This window comes from Olsenella profusa DSM 13989 (genome assembly GCF_030811115.1).
Taxonomy (GTDB): Bacteria; Actinomycetota; Coriobacteriia; order Coriobacteriales; family Atopobiaceae; genus Olsenella_F; species Olsenella_F profusa.
Genome location: NZ_JAUSQK010000001.1, coordinates 2,343,140 through 2,366,647, shown reverse-complemented (window position 1 = coordinate 2,366,647; position 23,508 = coordinate 2,343,140). Strand labels below are relative to the sequence as shown.

The 23,508-nt window shown below is 62.8% G+C and carries 23 protein-coding genes and 1 tRNA gene; 17 read left to right on the top strand and 7 right to left on the bottom strand.

Annotation, left to right across the window (positions count from 1 at the left end):
* The first annotated feature begins 29 nt into the window (after nt 1-29).
* The 4 genes from J2S71_RS11015 (at nt 30) to clpX (ending at nt 3,646) form a co-directional block, all read left to right on the top strand.
* Nucleotides 30-116, top strand: a tRNA-Leu gene (locus tag J2S71_RS11015).
* Nucleotides 117-183: 67 nt separating this feature from the next.
* The gene (gene tig / locus J2S71_RS11010; RefSeq protein WP_021726031.1) at nt 184-1,515 is read left to right on the top strand and encodes a trigger factor; all 1,332 of its coding nucleotides are present in this window, start codon (nt 184-186) and stop codon (nt 1,513-1,515) included.
* A gap of 83 nt (nt 1,516-1,598) precedes the next feature.
* Complete coding sequence (locus J2S71_RS11005) at nt 1,599-2,213, top strand: ATP-dependent Clp protease proteolytic subunit (RefSeq protein WP_021726234.1); 615 nt, start codon at nt 1,599-1,601, stop codon at nt 2,211-2,213.
* 113 nt (nt 2,214-2,326) lie between these two features.
* Nucleotides 2,327-3,646 (top strand): ATP-dependent Clp protease ATP-binding subunit ClpX, encoded by a 1,320-nt coding sequence (gene clpX / locus J2S71_RS11000; protein WP_307391838.1) that lies wholly within the window; start codon nt 2,327-2,329, stop codon nt 3,644-3,646.
* On the opposite strand, the gene J2S71_RS10995 is transcribed toward clpX, so the two are convergent.
* From J2S71_RS10995 to nagB, 3 genes are all read right to left on the bottom strand, one after another.
* Nucleotides 3,643-4,416, bottom strand: a complete 774-nt coding sequence (locus J2S71_RS10995) for a TatD family hydrolase (RefSeq protein ID WP_021726174.1) — start codon at nt 4,414-4,416, stop codon at nt 3,643-3,645. The two genes, clpX and J2S71_RS10995, sit on opposite strands and share 4 nt — an antisense overlap.
* 2 nt (nt 4,417-4,418) lie before the next feature.
* Nucleotides 4,419-5,177, bottom strand: coding sequence for a tRNA threonylcarbamoyladenosine dehydratase (locus J2S71_RS10990; RefSeq protein WP_307391834.1), 759 nt, complete (start codon nt 5,175-5,177; stop codon nt 4,419-4,421).
* A gap of 169 nt (nt 5,178-5,346) precedes the next feature.
* A complete protein-coding gene (gene nagB, locus J2S71_RS10985; protein ID WP_307392482.1) occupies nt 5,347-6,078 on the bottom strand; it encodes a glucosamine-6-phosphate deaminase in 732 nt (243 codons plus the stop codon).
* Nucleotides 6,079-6,429: 351 nt separating this feature from the next.
* Between nagB and J2S71_RS10980 the strand changes: the two genes are divergently transcribed.
* Complete coding sequence (locus J2S71_RS10980; RefSeq protein ID WP_307391831.1) at nt 6,430-7,158, top strand: GntR family transcriptional regulator; 729 nt, start codon at nt 6,430-6,432, stop codon at nt 7,156-7,158.
* A gap of 56 nt (nt 7,159-7,214) precedes the next feature.
* Nucleotides 7,215-8,366: an N-acetylglucosamine-6-phosphate deacetylase gene (gene nagA / locus J2S71_RS10975; RefSeq protein ID WP_307391828.1), complete on the top strand. Its 1,152-nt coding sequence runs from the start codon at nt 7,215-7,217 to the stop codon at nt 8,364-8,366.
* A 573-nt stretch (nt 8,367-8,939) separates the two neighbouring features.
* Here the strand turns inward: nagA and J2S71_RS10970 are convergent.
* Complete coding sequence (locus tag J2S71_RS10970) at nt 8,940-9,236, bottom strand: type II toxin-antitoxin system YafQ family toxin (protein WP_307391825.1); 297 nt, start codon at nt 9,234-9,236, stop codon at nt 8,940-8,942.
* Nucleotides 9,237-9,240: 4 nt separating this feature from the next.
* Nucleotides 9,241-9,507 (bottom strand): type II toxin-antitoxin system RelB/DinJ family antitoxin, encoded by a 267-nt coding sequence (locus J2S71_RS10965; protein WP_040651651.1) that lies wholly within the window; start codon nt 9,505-9,507, stop codon nt 9,241-9,243.
* Nucleotides 9,508-10,431: 924 nt separating this feature from the next.
* Here J2S71_RS10965 and J2S71_RS10960 point away from each other — a divergent pair.
* From J2S71_RS10960 to J2S71_RS10925, 8 genes are all read left to right on the top strand, one after another.
* Nucleotides 10,432-11,307, top strand: a complete 876-nt coding sequence (locus tag J2S71_RS10960; protein WP_307391822.1) for a LysR family transcriptional regulator — start codon at nt 10,432-10,434, stop codon at nt 11,305-11,307.
* Nucleotides 11,308-11,604: 297 nt separating this feature from the next.
* A complete protein-coding gene (locus J2S71_RS10955; protein ID WP_021726237.1) occupies nt 11,605-11,997 on the top strand; it encodes a GrdX family protein in 393 nt (130 codons plus the stop codon).
* 94 nt (nt 11,998-12,091) lie between these two features.
* On the top strand, nt 12,092-13,378 hold the full coding sequence (locus J2S71_RS10950) for a glycine/sarcosine/betaine reductase component B subunit (protein ID WP_021726076.1): 1,287 nt from the start codon (nt 12,092-12,094) through the stop codon (nt 13,376-13,378).
* 11 nt (nt 13,379-13,389) lie between these two features.
* Nucleotides 13,390-14,691 (top strand): glycine/betaine/sarcosine/D-proline family reductase selenoprotein B, encoded by a 1,302-nt coding sequence (locus J2S71_RS10945; protein ID WP_307391818.1) that lies wholly within the window; start codon nt 13,390-13,392, stop codon nt 14,689-14,691.
* 163 nt (nt 14,692-14,854) lie between these two features.
* Entirely contained in the window at nt 14,855-15,952 is a 1,098-nt protein-coding gene (locus J2S71_RS10940; RefSeq protein WP_021726192.1) for a YkvI family membrane protein, read from the top strand.
* A gap of 142 nt (nt 15,953-16,094) precedes the next feature.
* Entirely contained in the window at nt 16,095-16,475 is a 381-nt protein-coding gene (locus J2S71_RS10935; protein WP_307391814.1) for a RidA family protein, read from the top strand.
* 151 nt (nt 16,476-16,626) lie between these two features.
* Nucleotides 16,627-19,332 (top strand): valine--tRNA ligase, encoded by a 2,706-nt coding sequence (locus J2S71_RS10930; RefSeq protein ID WP_307391812.1) that lies wholly within the window; start codon nt 16,627-16,629, stop codon nt 19,330-19,332.
* Nucleotides 19,333-19,463: 131 nt separating this feature from the next.
* Complete coding sequence (locus J2S71_RS10925) at nt 19,464-20,039, top strand: 5-formyltetrahydrofolate cyclo-ligase (RefSeq protein ID WP_307391808.1); 576 nt, start codon at nt 19,464-19,466, stop codon at nt 20,037-20,039.
* Nucleotides 20,040-20,108: 69 nt separating this feature from the next.
* Here J2S71_RS10925 and J2S71_RS10920 read toward each other — a convergent pair whose 3' ends face one another.
* Complete coding sequence (locus tag J2S71_RS10920; RefSeq protein WP_307391805.1) at nt 20,109-20,966, bottom strand: radical SAM protein; 858 nt, start codon at nt 20,964-20,966, stop codon at nt 20,109-20,111.
* Nucleotides 20,967-21,343: 377 nt separating this feature from the next.
* Here J2S71_RS10920 and J2S71_RS10915 point away from each other — a divergent pair, with 377 nt between their 5' ends.
* Nucleotides 21,344-21,556 carry an NADH oxidase gene (locus tag J2S71_RS10915; RefSeq protein ID WP_021726193.1) on the top strand — a complete coding sequence of 71 codons (213 nt, stop codon included), beginning with the start codon at nt 21,344-21,346 and terminating at the stop codon, nt 21,554-21,556.
* Nucleotides 21,557-21,596: 40 nt separating this feature from the next.
* Complete coding sequence (locus tag J2S71_RS10910; RefSeq protein WP_307391802.1) at nt 21,597-22,262, top strand: NAD(P)/FAD-dependent oxidoreductase; 666 nt, start codon at nt 21,597-21,599, stop codon at nt 22,260-22,262.
* Here J2S71_RS10910 and J2S71_RS10905 read toward each other — a convergent pair.
* On the bottom strand, nt 22,255-22,473 hold the full coding sequence (locus J2S71_RS10905; RefSeq protein WP_307391799.1) for a hypothetical protein: 219 nt from the start codon (nt 22,471-22,473) through the stop codon (nt 22,255-22,257). The two genes, J2S71_RS10910 and J2S71_RS10905, sit on opposite strands and share 8 nt — an antisense overlap.
* Nucleotides 22,474-22,679: 206 nt before the next feature.
* On the opposite strand from J2S71_RS10905, the gene J2S71_RS10900 reads away from it, so the two are divergent.
* Complete coding sequence (locus J2S71_RS10900; protein ID WP_021726061.1) at nt 22,680-23,450, top strand: alpha/beta hydrolase family protein; 771 nt, start codon at nt 22,680-22,682, stop codon at nt 23,448-23,450.
* The last annotated feature ends 58 nt before the right edge of the window (nt 23,451-23,508 follow it).

Below are 23,508 nucleotides of genomic sequence, written 5' to 3'. Positions count from 1 at the left end.
GCTATCATGTGAAAGCTATGCGTCACGATGCGGGCGTGGCGGAACTGGTAGACGCGCTGGATTTAGGTTCCAGTGGGGGAGACTCCGTGAAGGTTCGAGTCCTTTCGCCCGCACCACCGGCACCTACGAGGAACTTCGCGGGACGGCCCCATCGTCCCGCACGAGAAACTAACTGGAGGAACGTTGAACATCACCGTCACTGCCGAGAGGCCTGAGAACGACCAGGTGGTCGCCAAGCTCACCGTCCCCGCCGCCGAGGTGGACAAGGCCGTCGCCAAGGCGTACCGGGACATCGCCCGCAAGTATGCCTTCCAGGGCTTCCGCCGTGGCCGCGCCCCGCGCCCCGTCATCGATGGCATTGTCGGCCGTGCGGCCGTGCTGGCGCAGGCTACCGAGGACCTCATGAACGACGTCCAACCCGAGATGTTCAACGAGCTTGACATCGTCCCCATCGGTCGTCCCGACTACGGTGAGGATTCCGTGGCCGTCGTGGAGCATGAGGACTTCAGCGTCACTGCCACGATCTCTGTGCCGCCTACCTGCGAGCTTGACTCCTATGACGCTCCCGCCATCAACATGCCGCCTGACGAGCCCACCGATGCCGAGGTGGAGCAGCAGGTGGAGCAGCTCCTGAGCTACCACGTGACCTATGAGGACGATGACACCGACCGCGCCTGCGCCGAGGGTGACACCGTCGTGGTCGACGCCGTGGACAAGGAGGGCGCGGACAGCCTTGCGGGCACCGATCGTCAGCTTACCCTCGACACCAACTATCTCCCCAAGGAGTACGTCGAGGGCATCGTGGGCATGAGGCCAGGCGAGACCAAGGACATCGAGTGGACGCGCAGCCATGGCGACCACGAGCACAGGATCGCCGTCGCCGTCACCCTCAAGGGCCTGAAGAAGGCCGTCGAGCCCGAGCTCACGGATGACTTCGCCAAGAAGAACTTCGGCTTCGACACCGTGGACGCCTTCAAGGATGCCGTCAAGGAGGAGATTGGCGAGGACAAGGTCAACACCCTGCCCCACCTCAAGGAGGACCGTGTCGTCGAGGCCATCGGTGAGCACCTGCAGCTCGAGGAGGTCCCCGAGGCCTACGGCAACCAGGTCTTCAACGAGCTTGCCAACGAGGTGCTCTCCCGGCTGCAGCGCCAGGGCATGTCGCTCGACATGTACCTCGCCGCGCGCCAGATCAAGAGCGACGAGTTCATCGACGACCTTCGCAAGCAGGCTGACGAGCGTGCCCGTCAGTCCCTCGCCCTGGATGCCCTTGCACGCCATCTCGACATCGAGGCCACCGAGGACGACATCAAGGGCGAGTTCGAGAATGCCGGTGTGAAGGACGTGAGCAAGTCCATGAAGGAGTTCACCGAGGGTGGCCAGATGCCCGCCATCCGCGAGTCCATCCGCCGCACGAAGGCCGTCAGGTGGCTCGTCGAGAACGCCACCGTCACCGTGGTCGATGAGATCGCCGAGCGCCGTGCCGAGGCCGAGGAGAGGCAGGACGCGGAGTAACCCGTCCCCGTCGCCGCATGAATCAATCGGACGCCCCGGGGGTACAGTACCCCGGAGCGTCTCTTACCAAAGAAGGAGAACACATGGTCAGTCCCACAGCAACGCCCCTCATCCCGTATGTCATCGAGCAGACCCCACGCGGCGAGCGCAGCTACGACATCTACTCGCGTCTGCTCAACGACCGCATCGTCTTTCTGGGCGAGGAGATTACCCGCGACACGGCGAACCTCGTGATCGCCCAGCTCCTGCACCTCGAGAGCCAGGACCCCGACAAGGACATCTCGCTCTACATCGACTCTCCTGGTGGGGAGGTATACGCCGGCCTCGGCATTCTGGACACCATGAACTTCATCAAGCCCGACGTCTCCACCATCTGCGTGGGCATGGCCGCCTCCATGGCCTCCGTGCTGTTGGCTGCGGGCACCAGGGGCAAGCGCCTGGCGCTGCCCAACGCCATGGTCCTCATCCACCAGCCCTCCAGTGGCGCCCAGGGTCAACAGACCGAGATAGAGATTGCCGCCAAGGAGACCAAGTGGCTCCGCACCCACATGGACGAGCTGCTCGCGCAGTACACGGGCCAGACGGTGGAGAAGGTTCACGCCGACACCGAACGCGACAACTATCTGCGTGCCCAGGCTGCCGCCGACTACGGCCTGGTCGATCGCGTGATCACCTCGCGCATGGAGCAGGGCGAATAGGCTTCCCTCGCATGCGGGTCTGCCGCCCGGGGCCGCGTGGCAGCCTCGGGCGGCCTGCGGTGGGATACCAGTGGTAGGATCGAGACACAGCCGCTGCTATCGAGAGGATGCTGATGGCACAGGATGACAACAGGGGCATGCCGCCAGAGATACACTGCTCCTTCTGCGGGAAGCCGCGCAGTCAGGTGCGCAGGCTCATTCAGAGTCCCAACGGGGTCTTCATCTGCGACGAGTGCGTGTCCGAATGCTCGCAGATGCTGGCAGAGGATGGTGATCTGTCTGTCGAGGGCTTCGAGGTCGAGAGGCGCCCTCCCATCGGGAGCCTGCCCACCCCGCACGAGATCTATGACGAACTGTCCCAGTACGTGATGGGCCAGGAGGATGCCAAGCGCGCCATGAGCGTGGCCGTGTACAACCACTACCGGCGCGTCCTCACGGGTGACGATGAGACGCTTGAGGAGGAGGCCAAGGGCGCGACCGAGCGCGTGGAGCTTGCCAAGAGCAACATCCTGCTTCTGGGGCCCACGGGCACGGGCAAGACGCTGCTCGCGCAGACGCTCGCGCGCTTTCTGGAGGTGCCGTTCTGCATTGCGGATGCCACCACCCTCACCGAGGCCGGCTACGTGGGTGAGGACGTGGAGAACATCCTGCTCAAGCTCATCACGGCCGCAGATGGCGACATCGCGCGCGCCCAGGTGGGCATCGTCTACATCGACGAGATCGACAAGATCGCTCGCAAGGCGGAGAACCTCTCCATCACGCGCGACGTCTCGGGCGAGGGCGTGCAGCAGGCGCTGCTCAAGATCCTCGAGGGTACCGACGCCAGCATCCCACCCCAGGGCGGCCGCAAGCATCCCCAGCAGGAGCTCATTCACATCAACACCAAGAACATCCTGTTCATCTGCGGTGGTGCCTTCGTGGGCCTGGACAAGATCGTCGCCGATCGCATCGGCAGGAAGGGCATCGGCTTCAGTGGCGCGCTTGCCCGCAAGGTGGAGGACAACCAAGACGAGCTCATGAGCCAGGTCATGCCGCAGGACCTGCACAGCTTTGGCATGATTCCCGAGTTCGTCGGCCGCATTCCCGTGATCACCTCCACCAGGGAGCTCACTGAGGACGATCTCGTGGAGATTCTCACCACGCCCAAGAACGCCATCGTCAAGCAGTACAGGCGCATGTTCCAGATCGAGGGCGTGGAGCTTGAGTTCACCGACGAGGCGCTGCGCGAGATGGCGCGCCAGGCCATCGCGCGCGGTACCGGCGCGCGCGGCCTCAGGGCCATCTGCGAGTCCACCCTGGAGCAAACGATGTTCGACCTACCGAGCGACCTGGACATCTATAGGGTCACGGTCACGCCCGAGAGCGTGGGCGGCGGTGCTTCACCGCTGTTGGAGCGCAGCGAGAGGGGCGTCGTCGAGGGGCGTGCCAGCTAGCTCCACGAGCCTTGCCGCACGAGCCGTTCCGCATTCCGTGCCACCTTGTCCCGGAGGTCATCGAGGTCGAGGTGGCGCAGCTGTGCCATGGTGGCGATGCTGCGCTCGAGCGAGGCCTCTATCTTCCGCGCGGAGAAGGGTGCTCTCCCATGGGGAGGGAGGTCCGTCTCGGTGAGCAGACGCCCCAACGGCACCTGGCGGGCGTACTCGCGGCCACGCCGGGTGGCGAGCATCATCTCGTTGACGGAGAACCAGCATCCTGAGGTCACGGCGCGATGCAGCTCGTCCGAGCTATCGCTGAACCAGTGGAACACGCAGTGGCAGCGCTCGAGGCAGCCCGTGTCGGCAAGGATGTCGAGGCATGTGTCCGCCGCGCGCACGGAATGGATGGAGAGCACCGAGGAGGACGTCCGGGCAGCGGCTGCACAGACGCGCGCGAAGGCCGCTGCCTGGCGTCCGTGGGAGTCGGGTGCCGTGTGGGTGTCGGAGAAGTCGAGGCCCACCTCGCCCAACCAGCGCGTGTGGCCAGCGAGCTCCTCGAAGTGGCGGACATCCCGCTCTTTGCAGCGCCCGTCCGCGACCCACCAGGGATGGAGACCGAGGGCAAGGCACACGTTGGGGACGTCGTCCAGCTCCGGATGGGCCGCGTCATAGCCCGCGGGCGTCACCGTGGCGGCATAGAGGCCGAGCCCGTCTCGGGCGGCATCTGCGGCCACCTCTGCGGCATTGGACATGAAGTCCAGGTGCACGTGGGCGTCAACGAGTCTCATGGCTAGGCGTTCTCCCAGGTGAGATCGGCAAGGCGGCAGATGACGCGTCCCGCGATCATCTGGCCCATGATGGGTGGCATGTAGCTCATGGTACCGAGGATGGAGGCACCCTCGCGCACGAGGCCTGCCTCGTCGATGGCCTGTACCTTCCCCTCAGGCTCACGGGGTCGTTCGTCGGAGTAGAGCACCTCGAGTCCCCTGACGCCGCGCCTGCGGCACTCCTTGCGGACGGTACGCGCCAGGGGGTCTCCCGAGGTGCGCTCGATGCGTGCGAAGCGCAGTCGCGTGGGGTCGAGCTTGTTGCCCCCACCCATGGAGCTGATGAGGGGGATGTCCCGATCCTGGCACCACTGGGCAAGCACGAGCTTCTGGCTGACGGTGTCGATGGCGTCCACCACGTAGTCTGGACGGGGGAGTGTGGCAAGCGTGGTGGGGAGCCCCTCCCTCGAGAGGAAGACCCGCTGGGCGATGACGTCGCATGTGGGATTGACGTCTGCCACGATGCGGGCCATGACCTCGGCCTTCTCCTGGCCGATGGTGCTCTGGTAGGCCACTGCCTGGCGGTTGACGTTGCTTGGTGCCACCACGTCGCGGTCGAGGAGGACGAGCGACCCCACGCCACCACGTGCCAGCGCCTCGGCACAGTTTGATCCCACGCCACCCAAGCCGATGACCATCACGCGCGCGGCCTGCACACGCGCAAGCGCCTCGCTGCCCATTACCAGCCGCAGCCGGTCGAGCGCGGTCTCCTCGGTATCCATGTGCCTCCACTCGCATACGGTGCATATCCTCATTGTAGGGGAGGCATACGTCGAAGGCATGTGACGCGAGCCCACAATCCTTCGTCCGTTTGTGAGCTTGGGCTACGTCTGCCCAGTTGGCAAGCATGGTGCGTGCAATCTGTACGTGGATTGCACGCTCGGTAGGGCGCTACTGGGGGCACAGCGAGAGCGCCGCCTCGTCGGCGATGACCACGCAGTTGGTGTGCAGCTGCAGTATGGAGGCGGGGCACTGCGGGTCAACAGGGCCCAGGCACATGCCGCGCACGGCCTTGGCCTTGTCCCTCCCGCTGGCAATCACCAGCACGCCGCGGGCGTACATGATGGCCTGCACGCCCATGGTGTAGGCTTGGCGCGGCACGTTGTCGGGACTGTCGAACAGGCGGCTGTTGGCCTTGATGGTGCTCTCGGTGAGGTTCACCAGGTGGGTGCCCTTGGAAAAGACGGAGTCGGGCTCGTTGAAGCCGATGTGCCCATTGCGGCCGATGCCCAAAAGCTGGAGGTCGGGGTAGCCTGCTGCGGCCACCATGTGGTCGTACGCCTCACAGGCGGCCCTGACGTTGGGGTTGGAGCCATCGGGCACGTGGGTGTTGGCCAGGTCGATGTTGACGTGGTCGAAGAAGTTGACGCGCATGAAATGGTGATAGCTCTGGACATCCTCATGGGAGAGGCCGCGATACTCGTCCAGGTTGTAGGTGGATACCTGTGAGAAGTCCACGTCGCCGCGCTCGCACCACCGGGCCAGCTGCCTATAGGCCCCCAGGGGTGTGGTGCCGGTGGCCAGGCCCAGCACGCTCGTGGGCTTGAGGATCACCTGGGCGGAGATGACGTTGGCGGCCTTGCGGCTCATGTCGTCGTAGTCGGTGGTGCGGATGATCCTCATGGCGTCCTCCCGGTGCTCTCGCATCTATGCTCCCTGATGACGGTACTCCATTGCGATACCGAAAACATGCATATTATCTTGATACCAGTTGGTGTGGAACATCTGTGCGCCTGGTATGTGGAACGAAGGGTAGGAGGTGAGGGGAGCCTATCGTCCCTATGTCACATCTTCGCTTTTCGTCCGATTCGATATAGTCTTAGCTGCACATACACCCTGACCGTTCCCCTGCGTTCGGCGAGCGGTACACCGGGCGTGAGCGTTTCCCGTGCCGTTCCCAGTCGGCCCGAAGAAGGGCTACAGTTGGTATGTGGTAGTAACCAGTAAAGTCAGAGACTATCCAAGGGGTGGGCCATGACCAAGCTATCAGGGAAGCAGCCCCTGTACAGCCAGCTATTCGATGTCCTGCGGGACGGGATCCAAAGTGACATGTCGCCCGGTGACCTCCTGCCCTCGGAGCGGCAGCTCTCCGAGCGGTATGGCCTCTCACGTACGACCGTACGGCTCGCCCTCGAGAGACTGGAGAGTCGGGGGCTCATCCACCGCCGGCATGGCAAGGGAACCTTCGTGGCCGACGCAAGGCACTCCGCAGCGGACCTCTCCCTGTGCTACAGCTTCACCGATGAGATGCGCGCGCTGGGAAGGGTGCCGTCCACGCGCATCCTGGGCTTCGCCGAAAAGGAGGCCAACAAGGCCGTGAGCTCCGCGCTTGGCCTGCACCTGGGTACGCACGTCTACGACCTGTACCGTCTGCGCCTGGCCGATGGCGTGCCCATGCTGGCGGGTCACACCTACCTGCCCATGCGGCCGTTCCCCGGCCTCAGCCAGAAGATCGCCTCGGAGCGTCCCCTATACGACATCCTGGAGCACGAGTACCACCAGCAGATTGCGACGGCGGAGGAGGAGATTCGCGCGGGATGCACCCGTCCCTCCGACGCGGAGCAGCTGGGCATCCCCGCCGGCGCCCCCATGCTGGAGATCGCGCGCGTCACCCGCAACGTCGCCGGGGATGTCATCGAGTACACACAGAGCGTCGCACGGGCGGACAAGTTCAAGTATCACGTGGTGCACAGCAGGGTCTAGAGGCGAGCGCTCCGGTGCGGGCACGAGCCCGTGGACGAAGCCATGAGGAGGCATCCATGGAGGCATATGCGGTCAAGGCGGATCGGTTCTTCCTGCCGGGCAGGGTGAGTGGGGCGGGCTATCTCACGGTGGAGAATGGCAGGTGTGGTCGCTTCACGCGGCAGCGACCGGACTGCAGGGTCGTTGACCACACGGGCAGGTGGGTCGCGCCCGGTCTGGTGGACACCCACATCCACGGCTTTCTGGGCTATGACGTGCTGGACGCTGACCCCGAGGGCGTGGGCAGGGTCGCGCGCGGTCTCACTGCGCACGGCGTGACGTCCTGGCTTCCCACGGTCCTCACGGCAAGCGTGGGGCAGATGGGCGATGCCTGTGCCTCGGTGGCCGCAGCCGATGATGTGGGTGGTGCCCACGTGCGGGGCATCTTCCTGGAGGGGCCCTTCTTCACGGAGCGGCACAAGGGCGCACAGAACCCCAGGTACTTTCAGGATCCCTCGGTGGAAGTGTTCGACGGCTGGCAAAGGCGTGCCCGGGGGCTCGTGAGGAAGATCGCCATCGCACCCGAGCGCGCAGGGTCCATGGCGTTTACCGAGGCTCTCACCGCACAGGGCGTGCACGTGGCACTGGCACACAGCGACGCCAGCTACGAGCAGGCCATGGCGGCCGTGGACGCGGGCGCGGACGTCTTCGTGCACACCTACAACGGCATGAGCCCGCTCCATCACCGCGAGCCGGGCATGGTGGGCGCGGCCATGACCTCCCGTGGCACCTATGCCGAGGTCATCTGTGACGGCCTGCACGTGAGCCCGACGGCCGCGGAAGCGCTCGTGCGGGCCAATGGCACCGACCACACGGTGCTGGTGACGGACTGCCTGCGCTGCGGCGGCATGCCCGACGGCGACTACTACCTGGGCGAGTTTCCCATCGTGGTGCGGGATGGCGTGGCGCACCTCAGGGACGGTGGCAACCTGGCGGGCTCCACCCTCACGCTCGACCAGGCCGTGCGCAACGTGGTGGACTGGAACGTCGCGACGGCGGAGCAGGCCCTGCGCATGGCGAGCGAGGTTCCCGCACGGTCGAGCGGCCTTGCCGACGTGTGCGGCTCCCTGCGTCCCGGCCTGGACGCGGACTTCGTGGTGCTCGACCGCGACCTCACGGTAGAGGAGACCTACGTGAGCGGGAGCAGGGTGTATCAAAGAGGGGAGTAGGGAGGGTACGCGCGGTTGCGCCTCCCGTACGACCCGCACCCGCCTTTCGCAGCCTGTCTTTCGGAGTCGTATGCAATCCGCTCGCGTGTCGTTCCGAGTCGTATGCAATTCTGACGGCTGTTTGTCGGAGACATTCTCCATCACGAGACACCATGGCGAGAGGAACCGCAGGTATATGAGGTGAGCTGCAAGTGCCCGTCATTCCCTCACGACACAGGAATGCATACGACTCGCATGACCTCCGGGCAAAAGTGCGAACGACTCGTCGTGAAGCGCATTCAAGGGCTTTGCCATCCGTCTCTCATGGGAAGATAATGGCATGGCTGTTCCTACACTGAATTGGGGGATCCATGCCCACTGACCAGATTCGTATCGTCACGTTCGATGACGTGCTTAGCTATCTCGCTTCCCATGAACGTATCACGCATGACAAGGGCGACCTATGGGAACGCGTAACGGCGTGGTATCTGCGCAACGACCCTGAGCTGCGTCAGGTAGTGGGGCATGTCTGGCGATGGGATGACTTGGAGAAATGTCCGGCGAGATCGACATCTCGAAGGTGGAGCCGCCTGACTAGCGGAACAGCTCGTCGTGGGTGCCGGTTCTCTGGAAGGCTGCCACCTTGTCACTCGAGCGCCAGATGAGCAGCCAGTCGTCTGCGTTAGCTACGTGGCACTCGTGGCTGCCCGCCCAGCCGCCCTTGAGCGTGTGCATGTTGTGCCTGCGCTTGAGCTCGTCAAGCGCCTCGGAGTCGTTCTGGCACACAAGCTCGACGATGGTCTCCAGCGGGTCGAGGTCCACGTGCCGCTTGGCGAGCCTTTTCACGTCGCGGGAGAACGCCGGCGTGTAATCCGGCTCAAGCTTGCCCATACCACTAGTCTTTCAGTGCCGCGTCGAGCATCTCGCGGGCGCTGTGGTACCCATGCCCGCCCTTTGCCAGGATCTCCTCGGCATCCTTTGCGCTTTGCAGGCTCTCCTCGTTGGGCTCGCCGTACGAGAGGTTCAGGGGGATTCTGTTCTCCCGAACGATCTGCCGGTAGAAAGCCCTCGTGACCGACGAGAGGTCAAAGCCGAAATCCTCCACAATCGCTGTTGCCTCTGCCTTTGTCTCATCGTCCACACGCACTGTCACTGACGCCATAAGTACCTCCAATGTAAGACGTCTATATATTATTGCCTTACATGAGTTGCGTCAAATACAGTGATGCCAGCAGGCAGTCTACGCCGCCAAATAGCCATTTGTGCCTTTTCGTTCATTAGGTTATGGATGGTATCTGTGATGATTGGGCCACATTCATTTCCCCAATCAGGTCATCGACCAAATGCTGCATACGCCTTGTCTGGTCCTCCAGAACGCTTAGGGGTAAAACGATGACCGAACGATGACAGACGACTCCGCAGGAGCACTCCTCTTGATATGCCCCATCGTTGTCGTGCAATCTCTTGCCATAGTGATGAATGGCTGTATATGGTGTTTTATCCACATCCAATAGAACCAGTTCGGTCGCTTCGAAGATGTCACCCTTTTAGTATCGGCAAGTCAGCATGCGGACAGCCCCGCGGAGCCACCGCTACTCGGATGGTCGCCTAAAAGTGCGCGTTTCCGTCGTCTCGAGGGCCCGGACGATTTCTCGGACAGGCTAAGCAGCGATGCCCAGCCTCTTCCCTCTGCTTGCAAGGCCATAGAAGCATCTAATTCACTTGCAATCACCTCGCCGCGAAAGGCGGAAGGCATCCGCACTGGTCTGGTGCCAGCGCCTGACCTGCGTCCTTGGCATCGCCTTCAACGAAGATCGTCCGGCTGTACGGCAGCCAAGAGCCGCGGCGGCCATGCGGCGCAGGCCTCGCCGGACACGTCACGATCACTTCCATCGACTTGCCGGCCACGAGCGGCCTCATCATGGCGCTACAATCGAACCCGAACGTGCGTCCGCGACACACGTTGTTGAGCAGCGTGTGGGTTCGACCTGAGCATGCCGCGTTGATGCGTGGGACTACGGGAATGGGTGGGTCGCCCCGCTCGGTGGCCTGTTCCTTGCGCTCACGTTTGGGAGGGTGAGACATCATGGACATGTTGAGGGCACGCATATTCCTGGAGGCAATCAGCTCTGGAAGCCTCTCCCAGGCTGCCAGGCATTACGGATACACGCCCTCCGGCGTCAGCCATATGATGGATGCGCTGGAGAGCGAGGTGGGCTTCTCCCTTCTGGTTCGTACGAGGAAGGGCGTGGCACCCACGCCGAACGCAGAGAGGCTCATTCCCCTCATGCGGGATGCCTGCAACAAGGATGAGCAGCTCTCCCAAGCGATCTCCGAGGTAAGGGGCCTTGCCACGGGAACGTTGAGAATCGCCGCCTATGCCAGCATGGCAAGCAGATGGCTTCCCAAGGTCATCGCCTCGTTCCATAGGGACTACCCGCAGATCAGAATCGATCTGTTCGAGGGGGTGTGGCAAGAGGTTGCGAGCTACCTGTCCAACCAGAAGGCGGACATCGGCTTTTACAGTTACTTTCCCACCATTCCATATCGGTGGGTCTTTTTGAAGAAAGACCCCATGGTGGTCGCCGTTCCTCCCAACCATCGTCTTGCTGAACGATCCTTCGTGCGTCTTGAGGAGCTGGTCGACGAGCGTCTCATCTTTCCGGCCTACGGATCGGACGTAGACGTGCTCCACCTGATCGAGGGCACCGACATCAAGGCTGACTACCAGATCTCGACGCTTTACAATTACTCGGCCTTCAGCATGGTGGAGGAGGGCCTGGGCATCGTGATCACGAACCGATTGATCACCGAGGGGCTGGCCACACGCATCAAGCTGTTGCCCTTTGACCCACCGCGGTCAATTGATCTGGGTGTTGCCATCCCAGAGGAGAGTGAGCGCACGCCTGCCGTGCGCCGCTTCGTGGAACATGCGAGCAAGATCGTGCCCGAGCTGCCTTGATTTTTGCATCTCCTGTCGCATGTCGAATCACGTCGGACCCGTTCAAAGTAAGAACCTTACCTTTGACCGAAACGCCAGCTAAGCCAAAGCCCCAAGATGGGGCCCTTATGCTGTGGCATTGCGACCTGTTATGAGCCTGTCTCACATCATCTTGAAATTGTCGCAATTGTGCGGTTGCCTTCTTGGCCTAGATTCTTACATGAGATAGAAAGACATAATCGCAATTTGATTATCTAATTTCGTTGGTGCCTCTGCTTTTGCCCATGCCAGTCTCATGACGCTGAGGAGGAGGTGGAAATGACGGTCATAACCAACAACCCCCATCTGCGGGGAGCGGCAAACGTGCAGTTCGTGGACGGTAGCTTCAGGGATGTCCTCATCAAGGTCAGGGATTTGGTCTATGTCGGACACGAGCTTGTCAGCCACCCGCTGTTCGCGTCCTTGGGCATGATGTTCTCTCCCTATCGCACAGTCATCCTGAGCGAGCGCAAAGATACGCCCTCTGCCGAGCACGCACGTGTCGTAGAGGACTCGATTATCTCCTATGACCATGCGACGCAGGAACGTCAGCACGTCGGGCGCAATGACGAGGACTACGCACGGATGGACCTTGAGCTCTACAGATCTGCCTGTGAGGAGTGCGGGACGGCGCTTCGGGGACGTGAGGTATGCGAGGGGCTTGGGCGATAGCCTTGCGGGTATGGCGAGGCACGCGCCTCGCCTTACAGTGTCCGGGAGCCATGCGCACCGGATGACACGAGGTCACAGAAGGAGATGCTGACCTATGAGACTAGAAGAGGGTTTGATTCACATCAAAGACGTGGGTGCCGGTGACAGGACGGAAGTGAGGGATGGCATACTGACGGTCAATGTCGACGAGCTGAGGCAGTTGGTCATGCGGGACTCGAAGGTGGCGAGCGTCTCCGTTGACTTCGCCCGGCCAGGCGAGAGGGTTCGCATCATACCCGTCAAGGACGTCATCGAGCCACGCTACCAGGTGGATCGTGATGGCAACGGCTTCCCTGGAGCGACGTCGAAGTACGTGCAGTGCGGCAACGGGAAGGTGAACGTCCTCAAGGGTGCCGCCATCGTCACCATCGGTGACATCGTCGGCTTCCAGGAGGGCGTCATTGACATGTGGGGCGAGGGCGCCAAGTGGACGCCGTTTTCGAAGACCCTCAACATCGTCGTGGATGTCTCCGCGGTCGATGGCCTGGAGCCACACGAGCGCGAGACCGTCATGCGGACCGCAGGCCTGACGGCGGCGGAGTACGTCGGTGCGGCGGCAAGGAACGTCACCCCCGACGAGACCAAGGTCTTCGAGCTAGGTTCCCTCGACGAGGAGGCGGCCAGGTATCCCGACCTTCCCAAGGTCGCCTATGTCGAGATGACCATCTCGCAGGGGCTGCTGCACGACGTGTACCTGTACGGCTGTGATGCGAAGCAACTCATACCGACGTGGCTGCATCCCAACGAGGAGCTGGATGGCGCGGTGGTCTCGGGCAACTGTGTGGCTGCCTGTGACAAGATCACGACCTACCAGCATCAGAACAACTCACTGATCGAGGATCTGTATGCCCAGCATGGCAAGACCATCAACTACGTCGGCAACATCGTCTCGCCCGAGTTGACGACGCTGGATGGAAAGTTCAGGACCTGTGACTACACGGCCAAGCTTTGCGAGCTGCTTGGTGCGGATGGCGTCATCGTCTCTGAGGAGGGCTATGGCAACCCTGACTCCGACCTGGTCATGATCAGCCAACGGCTCGAGAGGAGGGGCATCAAGACGACGCTCGTCACTGACGAGTGCTCCGGTTGGGACGGCAAGAGCCAGCCCTTGGCCGACACCGCACGGGAGGCTGTCGCGGTCGTATCCACCGGTAACGTCAGCAAGGTCGTGGAACTGGGCGTGGCTGACAAGGTGCTGGGCAACGCGGAGGCGGTTCAAACCCTCGCGGGTGGCTGGCAGGGCTGCATCGACGAGGCGGGCAACATCAAGGCCGAACTGAACGCCGTTATCGGCTCCACCTCCGAGATCGGGTATCACAACTGCACCGTCGAGCTGCTTTAGGAGGACGTGCCATGAGCAATAAGCGGATAGTCTATTACGTAAACCAGTTCTTTGGCCAGCTCGGTGGCGAGGAGAAGGCCGATCTCGGCCCCGAGTACCGGGAGGAGGCCGTCGGGCCCGCGGCAGGCTTCCAGGGGCTGCTCAAGGACGAGGCGGATGTGGTTGGCACCATCATCTGCGGCGACAACTACTTCAACGAGAAGAACGACGATGCCCTGGCCTTCATCCTGAACGTCCTGCGGGAGCAGAAGCCCGACGTCGTGGTGGCGGGGCCGGCGTTTCTGGCCGGTCGCTATGGCATGGCGTGCATCGGCGTGTGCAAGGCAGCCAAGGGCGAGCTGGGGGTTCCCGTCGTTACGGGCATGCACGAGGAGAACCCCGGCGTCGACCTGGGCAGGGGGGATGCCATCATCGTCAAGACCGGTGGCTCTGCCGCGGACATGCGCAGGGCCCTGCCGAAGATGGCGCAGGTCGTGCGGAAGATCTGCAGGGGAGAGGCCATCCGTCCCGATGAGGACGGCTACTTTGCGCAGGGAATTCGTGATACGGTGTTCTCGGACAAGCGCGGGTCCGTCAGGGCCGTGGAGATGCTGTTGGCACGACTTCACGACGAGCCCTACAAGACCGAGCTCCCCATGCCTACGTTCGACAGCGTGGATCCCGCTGCGCCCATAGCCGACCTGTCCCATGCGACCATCGCCCTGGTCACCTCCGGTGGCATCGTTCCGAACGGTAACCCCGACCACCTCCAGTCGGCGTCGGCACAACAGTGGAACAAGTACGACATCACGGGTCAGAAGACGCTCAAGGGCGGCTACTGCACGATACATGGAGGCTTCGACCCAGTCTATGCCAACGACGACGCGAACCGCGTCATCCCACTGAACGTCCTGAGCGAACTGAAGGATCAGGGGGTCATCGGTGACATCTATCAGTACTTCTACACGACGACCGGCACCGGTACGTCGGTGGCCAACGGCCTTAGGTTCGGGCGGGAGATAGGCAGGGAGCTCAAGGAGGCCGGTGTGGACGGCGTGCTCCTTACCAGCACTTGAGGCACCTGCACTCGTTGCGGTGCAACGATGGTAAAAGAGATCGAGCGCTACGGCATCCCTATCGTCCACATGGCCACTATCACCACGATCTCCGAATCCGTGGGGGCAAACCGGATCGTTCCGACCGTCGCGATTCCCTATCCCGTGGGCAACCCCACGCTGACGCCACAGGACGAGCATTCCGTCCGTCGCGCGTTGGTGGAGCAGGCCCTGAGGGCCCTGACGACGGCTGTCGACGGGCCGACGCAGTTCGAGTGACGTCGCGGTCTGAGATCGCGGCCAAACGCTCCTGGGAGGCCATGGCGGCTGGCCGCTCTGACAGTCCTGGTTGCCCGGGGATGCTCGTCATGGGCGTGATCCTGGTACGGGTGGTCAGCCCCTGGCCATATGTTCAACGATTCTGATTCGTGATGGGAATGACATGAAAGACTCGAGCTTCCTAAGGATCATCGCGTTCTGTGGATCCTGCATAGCCTTCTACATCGGCGCTGGGTTTGCCACGATGCAGGAGGTCATGCAGTACGAGGCATCGTATGGTTCCCTCTTCATGGTGGTCATCGCGGTGGCAGCCGCAATCTACGTGTACACCAACCTGTCCTTCACGACAAACGGCAGCAAGCATCGGCTGACCACCGGTTCCGACGTCTTCACGCTGTACTGCGGCAGATACATCGGTGCATTCTACAAGTGGTTCGCCACCATCTTCTGCTACATGTGCTTCATCGTCATGTGCGGTGGCGCAAACTCCACCGCCATGCAGCAGTGGGGCCTTCCCAACGGGGTGGGTGCGGTGATTCTCACCGTGGCCGTCGTCGCGACTGCCGTCTTCGGGCTCGATGGCATCCTGAATGCCTTGGGCAAGATAGGCCCCGTCATCATCGTCTGCTTGCTGGTCGTTGCTATCATCTCGGTAGTCACGGGCATGCCGGACTATGCCGCGAACCTGCAGAAGGTCGACAGCGGTGTCTTCGACCTGAAGCAGGTGGGCGGCAACAACCCCTTCGCATCCGGCGCGTCGTATGGAGGGTTCGTCATCATCTGGTTCTCCACCTTCCTATCCGAGGTAGGCGCCAAGAATAACGTGAAGGAGGTCAACAGGGGCGTGTTGCTTTCGACCCTCTTCATCTTTGCGACTGCTGCCATCTGCTGCATCGCGCTCGTCGCGCACATCGACATCACGGCGACCGCGGACATTCCCACGCTGATGCTTGCGGACAGGATCAACCCCCTGCTCGCCCAGGCATTGGCCATCATCATCTTCTGCGGCATCTACACCACTGCGGTCCCGCTGCTGTGGACGGGCATCAGTGCCATCTCCAAGGAGGGCACGCCACGCTACAAGCTGCTCACGGTCATTGGAGGCGCGATCGGCTGTCTGGTGTCATCGTTCCTTCCTTACAAGGACCTGGTCAATGTCCTGTACGGCCTGAACGGCTACCTGGGGTTCATCCTCATTGCCTTCATGATCGTACACGACGTGCGTCACGCACTTGCAACGAGAAGGTCGACCGTACAGTAAGCAGGGCTGGGGCCTGCCCACGGCAGGGCCCGGGACCCAGGTTGCAAGAAGGGAGATGAGGGACCGGAGCAATCGACATGCTTCATCCAGGGGGTCCGCGCGCGGGCCCGTCACGTCACTTCTACGAGGAGGATCTCACATCATGGCCAAGAGAATCGCAACGGACGGCGCCCCGGCGGCTATCGGACCCTATTCGCAGGCGATCAAGGTCGGCAAGACCCTCTACGTCTCGGGGATGATGCCGATCGACCCGGAGACGGGAGCGTTCGCCGGCACCACCATAGAGGCGCAGGCCGAGCAGATTATGAAGAACATCGGCTCAGTGCTGCGGGAGGCCGGCTTTGGCTTCCAAGATGTGGTGAAAGCCACCTGCTTCCTCTCCGACATGAATGACTTCGCAAAGTTCAACGAGGTCTACGCCGGCTACTTTGTCAGCCTTCCCGCGCGTTCCTGTGTGGCAGTGAGGCAGATTCCCAAAGGCGCCCTTGCAGAGGTCGAGGTCATCGCCGTCAAGGAGCAGTAGCGTCCGTGCATGGATCGCACCTGTCTGGCTCGCGTCCTTGGCAGGGGTGCTGCGGCCAGCAGCGGTGGACGTGCTATCCTGTTAATCCACCTGTCGATACATGAGCCGTACGACCCAAGGCCGTACGGCTCACAGCTATGAAGGGGCCATCGTGGAAGAGATGCCAAAGACCTACGACCCGGGTGCCGTCGAGCCCGAGCTCATCGAAGCATGGATGAACGCCGGGTGCTATCAGCGCTCCAAGGGCACAGGCGACTGTACTGTCACCATACCGCCCCCCAACGTCACCGGCATCCTCCACATGGGCCACGCCATGGATGACACCATCCAGGACACCTACGTGCGCTACAGCCGCATGCGCGGCCGCTCCACCCGTTGGATCCTGGGTACCGACCACGCCGGCATCGCCACGCAGACCAAGGTGGACAAGAAGCTCAAGGAGGAGGGTATCTCTCGTCTTCAGATGGGGCGCGAGAGGTTCCTCGAGGCCTGTTGGGACTGGCGCCGCGAATACGGAGGCACCATCGTCAACCAGATCAGGCGCATGGGCTGCTCCATCGACTTCGACGACGAGAAGTTCACGATGAGTCCCGAGTACGCCCGGGCCGTGCGCAAGGTGTTCTGCGACTGGTACCATGATGGCCTCATCTACCGCGGCAGGCGCATCGTCAACTGGTGTCCCAGCTGCAAGACGGCCATCAGCGACGACGAGGCCGAGTACCGGGGCGAGAAGGGTCACCTCTGGTACCTGCGCTACCCCTTGACCGAGCCCGTTGACGGCATCGATCACATCACGGTGGCCACCACGCGACCCGAGACCATGCTCGGCGACACGGGCATCGCCGTCTCGCCGGAGGATCCGGAGAAGGCCAAGCTCGTGGGCAAGACCGTGATGCTTCCCATCGTGAACAGGGAGATTCCAATCTTCTCCGACTGGCATGTGGACGTGGGCTTTGGCACCGGTTTCGTGAAGGTCACGCCCGCGCACGACCCCAACGACTATGCCATGGGCCAGGCGCATGACCTGCCGCAGATCAACGTCTTCGATGCAACCGCCCACGTAGTCGAAGGCTATGGCGCGTTCAGCGGCATGGATCGCGACGAGGCGCGTGACGCCATCGTCGTCTGGTTCGACGAGCATGGCCTCCTGGAGAGGGTCGAGGAGCTCGACCACTCCGTCATGCACTGCTACCGCTGCGGCACGGCGCTGGAGCCCTGGCTCTCCGAGCAGTGGTTCGTTGCCGTGGACAGGCTCAAGGGCCGCGCCACCGAGGTCGTGCGCTCGGGGGAGGTCACGTTCCACCCCACGCGCTGGACGGACACCTACCTCACCTGGATGGACAACCTCAAGGACTGGTGTATCAGTCGCCAGCTGTGGTGGGGCCACCGCATCCCCGTGTTCTACTGCGACGACTGCGGCTGGCAGGACGCCCTCATGGAGGATGTCGACGCCTGCCCCAACTGCGGCGGTCACCACGTGCACCAGGACGAGGACGTGCTGGACACCTGGTTCAGCTCGCAGCTGTGGACCTTCGCCACGCAGGGCTGGCCCGACCACCCCGAGCAGATGCGGGGCCATCACCCCACCAAGGTCCTCGTCACCGCCCGCGACATCATCGCGCTGTGGGTGGCGCGCATGATCATGAGTTCGCTCTACTTCACCGACGAGATCCCCTTCCATGACGTCTACATCTACGCGACCATCCTCGCCAAGGACGGCAGCCGCATGAGCAAGTCCAAGGGCAACGGCGTGGATCCCATGGATCTCATGGAGAAGTACGGCGCGGACGCCATGCGCCACAACCTGCTGACCCTCATCACCAACAATCAGGACGTCAAGTTCGACGCCAACCTGGACAAGAGGACCCATGCCCTCATCGACAGCCCCCGCACCGAGCAGGCCAAGGGCTTCGTGACCAAGATCTGGAACGCGAGTCGCTTCGTGCGGATGAACCTCGACGGCTACACGCCCGGCGAGCCCAAGGCCGAGACCCCCGAGGACGCCTGGATGCTCTCGCGCCTTGCAAGGGTCGTGGCCGAGTCAACCTGCGAGCTCGAGGACTACACCTTTGGTGACTACGCCCGCGGCCTGCAGTCCTTCTTCTGGAACGAGGTCTGCGACTGGTACATAGAGCTCTGCAAGGGACGCCTGCTGGACGGCACGTCCAGGGAGCGCCTGCAGGTGCAGCGCAACCTCGTCTTCGTGCTGGACACGTCCCTGCGCCTGCTGCACCCCATGATGCCGTTCGTGACCGAGAGGGTCTGGGACGCGCTGCCCGAAAGCGTTCTTGGTCGCGCGTTGGCAGACGGCGAGGGGGAGGCCCGCTTCCTCATGCTGGCGGCCTGGCCCGAGCCCGACGACTTTGACCAGTTTGAGAACGACAGGGCCGAGTACGACTTTGACCTCGCCAAGCGCGTGATCTCTGCGGTGCGCTCCACGCGCGCACGCTATCGTCTGTCTCCCAAGGCCGAGCTCGACGTTGCCGTGCGCAGCTCCGTGGACGACGTCCCCGCCCTCGAGGCGCAGCGCGGCTTCATCTGCTCCGTGGGTCACGTGGACCAGCTCGCGCTCGGTGCTGCGCAGGACAAGCCCCAGGGCTCCGTCTCCGTGTCCGATGGCACGCTGGAGGTCTTTGTGGCCCTGGGCGGCCTCGTCGACCTCGCTGCCGAGACCAGGCGCCTGGAGAAGGAGCTCGAAAAGGCGCAGGGGGAGCTTGCCAGCGTGACGCGGACCCTCTCCAACGAGGGCTTCATCGCCAAGGCGGCGTCCGAGGTCATCCAGAGGAAGCGTGGCCAGAAGACCGAGCTCGAGCGGGCCATCGCCCAGCTCAAGGCCCAGGTGGCCGACCTGGCATAGCCGCCGCGCGCGTGGCCGAGGCCCACCCCCGCTCGGTGGGATGGGCCCTTGCGCTCCATGGGACCATGTCGGGCGGATGATTGGCCGCCGTGGGTCCTATGCGGTACGGTTGACAGGGGAGAGGAGGGACCATGGCAAGCGCAAAGGAGGAGCTGCGCGGGCGGCTGCTTCGACAGCGGGATGCGCTGGTGCCACGCGAGCGCTCGGCAATCGATGACGCCATCGCCCGACACGTGCTCTCCCTTCCAGAGTTCCATGACGCCAGGGTCGTGCTGTGCTACCTCTCCATGGACTCCGAGGTGGAGACGCGCGACGTCATCGAGGCGTCGTGGCGGGCGGGCAAGGTGGTCGCTCTGCCGCGTGTGATGGGGGCACATAGCATGCGCTGGTATCGCGTGGATGGCCCCGATGGGCTTGCCGCGCTGGAGCGTAGCCCCTTTGGGGTGCTGGAGCCGGTGGCGGATTCCGCACGGGAGGTGGCACCGGACGCCGTGACGCTCGTCCTCGTCCCTGGCCTCGCCTTCGATCGCGTCGGCCAGCGCCTGGGCTATGGCGGCGGCTTCTACGACGTGTTCCTCGCGGACTTCGTGGGCCCCTCCATCGGCCTGTGCCGAAGCGCCGCCCTCGTCGAGACCCTGCCGTGCACGGAGCCACACGACCTTCCCGTGCAGAAGGTCGTGACGGAACGCGGCGTCGTGGGGGCCTAGCCAAGCCGCAACGTCGTGGAGGGTCGTGCGCCGCGGAACGCAGGGATCCCGCACGCAGCTCGCCTCGCGCTAGCCCGTCTCCCGCAGCTTTGCGATCATGCCGCGTAGCCAGGGTAGCTGGGTGGGCAGGTAGGCCCGCAGCGTGTACTTGTCGAGCACGGTCGAGTCCACGAACTCGCAGTCCTCGAGCTCGAGCATGTCGGTGAGGCGCTGCAGCTCCTCCAGGCGCTGCTTGGGAGTGAGCTCGTGGAACTCTCCCCGGCTCACGAGTGCGGCGAGGGGCGTGTGAGGCCACACGAGCAGGCGCGAGATCCACAGGCGCTTGGGTTGCGTCCTGTTGAGAAAGACCGCCGAATGGTAGGCGTGCTCGGGCGACATGTTCTGCCCGCCCAACCCCGAGATCATCGTGAAGGTGTAGTCGATGCCATGCTCTCTGAGCTGCTTGCAGGCAAGCTCTGCGGCGGGGATCCTGACGCCCTTGTCCATGTAGTCAAGCAGGTGCTGGTAGCCCGTCTCCATGCCGATGTGCAGTTCCTTGAGGCCACACTCATGCAGGAGCTGGAGCTCTTGATCGGTCTTGCCCAGCACGTCGGTGTAGCGGGAGTACATCGAGAACCCTTCGATCCAGGGCATGTACCTGAGCACGATCTGGATGATCTTCAGCAGCTTGACGGCGGTGTAGTGCATGGGGTTGGCACCCAGGAGGAACATGCGGGCCTTTCCCTGTGCATGGGGCGCGAGCTGCTGCGCCTTCAGCTCGATCTCCTCAAGGGGGAGCTCGCGATAGCCGTCATTGGGGAAGTCGCAGAACTTGCAACGTCCCCAGCTACAGCCAATCTGCACTTCGAGCAGGGCGCTGTCCTGCTCGAAGATGGGCCTGTACACCTCTTCGCTCGAATAGAGGGGAACATTTGCGATGTCGCCCATGATGCCCTCCCGCCACGTGGCCCTGTGAGTCAGGAGGGAGTATACCCAGGCACGTCCGCCGCCCCAGGAAGCGGATGCCCCACGTCGACAGGAGGGAACGAGTGGCATGCAGAGTGCTCTGTCAGGTACACAGAATTTTGTGAAACCGTGAGCTTGTCTCACGTTTGTCCAGGTGGTGGATGAGAGGCGCACATAGATTCAAGAATCTGTGAGCACGCGCACCCAGGCTTGGGAGTGTGGTCTGCATCGCCTTGCCCCTTGCGGACATTCTCCCGCATTTCGGCATTCCGTTGCAGCCTGTCGCATGATCCTCCCCATCATGGTGCCAACGGAATCATGCGGGGCCATGCGTGTGCCCACATGGGGAGGGAGAACACATGAACAGCTTGTTTGACCGTACCAGCTTGGGAACCATGAAGCCCAAGAACCGTATCTTCATGTCACCCATGGGCACGACGGGGGAGTCCGATGGCTCCTACCGCGATGAGGGCATCGACTACTTTGAGGAGCATGCCAGGGGAGGGGTCAGGCTCATCATAGCGGGCGCCAACATGGTTTCCACCAAGTGCGAACCGTTTCCATACCATTGACGAGGAAAAGGAGATGGCATGGGTTCTCGAGGGGGCTGGTGTGGCTGCATTGCATGTGGATACGGGTCGCTATGAGGAGTGTCTCCAGGCCATTGCGACCATCTATCCCAAGCCGGGTCACAAGCTTGACGTGCAGCATGCTATCAAGGAAGCTGCTAACGTGCTCGTGATCGGTGGTAGCCCCGCCGATGTTGCGGCGGCCATCACCGCACGCAGGCGCGGCTACTATGTCGAACTTTGGGAGAAGGAGGACCGACAGGGGGATAACCTCTGGGCTGCGGGTGGTCCCGTCTTCAAGACCGACATCCTCAAGCTCATCAGGTATCAGGTCCTGCAAGGTAACAAGCTGGGCGTCAAGCTGTGCCTCAATCGCTCGGCCGATGAGCACAACGTGTGCGGGGGCATCTGGGACAAGGTTATTCCTGCCGCAGGCGCCTCTCCCGCCCTGCCTCCCATCAAGGGCGTTGAGGATGCGGCGCCCGCCGTCGACAATCTCACTTACAGGGTCACAGGGCCAGCGTTGGCAAGGGCGTTGTCATCACCGGTGATGGGCTGGCGGGCACCGAGGCGGTGTGCGACATCGCAGCTACGGCGGAGAGCGTCACCATTCTTGAGATGCTGCCAGATATCCTCCTTGCATCGGAGGGGTGCCCCAACAGCGGCCAGCACCTGCGCACGATGGCCGGGAATCGCGACATTCACGTGATGGTCGGCGCCACGGTCGGGGAGATTGGCCCTTCGGGCGTCACCTCTACGAAAGGGATGGCGAGATCCATACGATTGCCTGTGACACTGTGCTCAATGCTGCTGGCTTTCGGACGGGCGACCAGCTCGAGGATGTGCTTGAGGATGCCCATGATGACGTGTCCATCGTGGGCGATGCTGTCCGCCCGTGCAAGATCCTTGATGCCGTTCACGAGGGATGCCACGCCATCCGCGTTATGGGGTAATCTGCTATCGGATGCGGCGGGCGGGCTGGACGCTTGATCGATTTGGCGCGGTCTTCCACGATTCCCGTGCGCTTTTGGTCATTTCCAGATCTTTTACAGCTTGTAAGGGCTCTTCTCACGTACAATGGAAGAGAGTAAGAAAATGAGATATCAATAAATTAGGGCAGGTAGAAATGGCTGGCTATACCGAGCGCGAATGGTGGGGCAAGCGGGAGGACAAAGACATCTACGGCAAGCTCTTCCTGCCCGAGGGCATCGAGGATGGCCGTCCGCGCGCGACCGCGGTCTTCTCACATGGTCTGTCGACCAACCACGGTGACATGGAGCCCTATGCGCGCACGGCCGCAGAGCGCGGCATGGTCACCTACGTGTTTGACTTCTGTGGCTCCGGGCGATACAGCCGCTCGAGCGAGCAGCCGGGGGGCATGTCCCTCTTTACCGAACAGCACGACCTCGAGTCCGTCACGTGGGAGCTCTCGCGCGAGCCCTTTGTGGACGAGAACAACATGTTCCTCATGGGCGCGAGCCTGGGGGCCACGATCACGCTCATGGCAGCGCGCGCCAACGCCGAGCTGGTGCACGGTTGTGCCCTGCTGTATCCTGCCTTCAACCTCTACGATGCCGTGCATGCGGCGGTTCCCAGCCGCGACCAGCTGCCCGACGGCTACCAGATCATGTCGGCCACGGTGAGCAAGGCCTTCCTCTGCAGCTGCTGGGACTACGACTTCTTCGATCACATCGGCTTCTTCCCGCGCGACGTCATCCTGTTCCACGGCGACGCGGATCCCAACGTGCCCCTTGAGTACTCCGAGCGTGCGGCCAGGGTCTTCCCCCACTGCGAGCTGCACGTGATCCATGGCGGCGGCCACGGCTTTGAGGAGCCAGCCTACAGCGAGGTCGTCAACACCACGGCGGATTGGCTGCTTGCGCACATCCAGCACTAGGCCCCGCTCACACTTTGTGGGAGGCATGCGATCCTTGCTCGCATTTGACCAGGTCGTG

Coding starts and splice junctions, on each gene's coding strand:
- J2S71_RS10990 (WP_307391834.1), bottom strand. CDS start 5,177: ATGGATACCGAGGAGACCGCGCTCGACCGGCTGCGGCTGGTAATGGGC.
- J2S71_RS10970 (WP_307391825.1), bottom strand. CDS start 9,236: ATGGGCAAGCTTGAGCCGGATTACACGCCGGCGTTCTCCCGCGACGTG.
- J2S71_RS10940 (WP_021726192.1), top strand. CDS start 14,855: ATGAAAGACTCGAGCTTCCTAAGGATCATCGCGTTCTGTGGATCCTGC.
- J2S71_RS10980 (WP_307391831.1), top strand. CDS start 6,430: ATGACCAAGCTATCAGGGAAGCAGCCCCTGTACAGCCAGCTATTCGAT.
- J2S71_RS11005 (WP_021726234.1), top strand. CDS start 1,599: ATGGTCAGTCCCACAGCAACGCCCCTCATCCCGTATGTCATCGAGCAG.
- J2S71_RS10920 (WP_307391805.1), bottom strand. CDS start 20,966: ATGGGCGACATCGCAAATGTTCCCCTCTATTCGAGCGAAGAGGTGTAC.
- J2S71_RS10950 (WP_021726076.1), top strand. CDS start 12,092: ATGAGACTAGAAGAGGGTTTGATTCACATCAAAGACGTGGGTGCCGGT.
- nagB (WP_307392482.1), bottom strand. CDS start 6,078: ATGAGGATCATCCGCACCACCGACTACGACGACATGAGCCGCAAGGCC.
- J2S71_RS10935 (WP_307391814.1), top strand. CDS start 16,095: ATGGCCAAGAGAATCGCAACGGACGGCGCCCCGGCGGCTATCGGACCC.
- J2S71_RS10915 (WP_021726193.1), top strand. CDS start 21,344: ATGAACAGCTTGTTTGACCGTACCAGCTTGGGAACCATGAAGCCCAAG.
- clpX (WP_307391838.1), top strand. CDS start 2,327: ATGGCACAGGATGACAACAGGGGCATGCCGCCAGAGATACACTGCTCC.
- J2S71_RS10955 (WP_021726237.1), top strand. CDS start 11,605: ATGACGGTCATAACCAACAACCCCCATCTGCGGGGAGCGGCAAACGTG.
- J2S71_RS10965 (WP_040651651.1), bottom strand. CDS start 9,507: ATGGCGTCAGTGACAGTGCGTGTGGACGATGAGACAAAGGCAGAGGCA.
- J2S71_RS10995 (WP_021726174.1), bottom strand. CDS start 4,416: ATGAGACTCGTTGACGCCCACGTGCACCTGGACTTCATGTCCAATGCC.
- J2S71_RS10900 (WP_021726061.1), top strand. CDS start 22,680: ATGGCTGGCTATACCGAGCGCGAATGGTGGGGCAAGCGGGAGGACAAA.
- nagA (WP_307391828.1), top strand. CDS start 7,215: ATGGAGGCATATGCGGTCAAGGCGGATCGGTTCTTCCTGCCGGGCAGG.
- J2S71_RS10960 (WP_307391822.1), top strand. CDS start 10,432: ATGGACATGTTGAGGGCACGCATATTCCTGGAGGCAATCAGCTCTGGA.
- J2S71_RS10925 (WP_307391808.1), top strand. CDS start 19,464: ATGGCAAGCGCAAAGGAGGAGCTGCGCGGGCGGCTGCTTCGACAGCGG.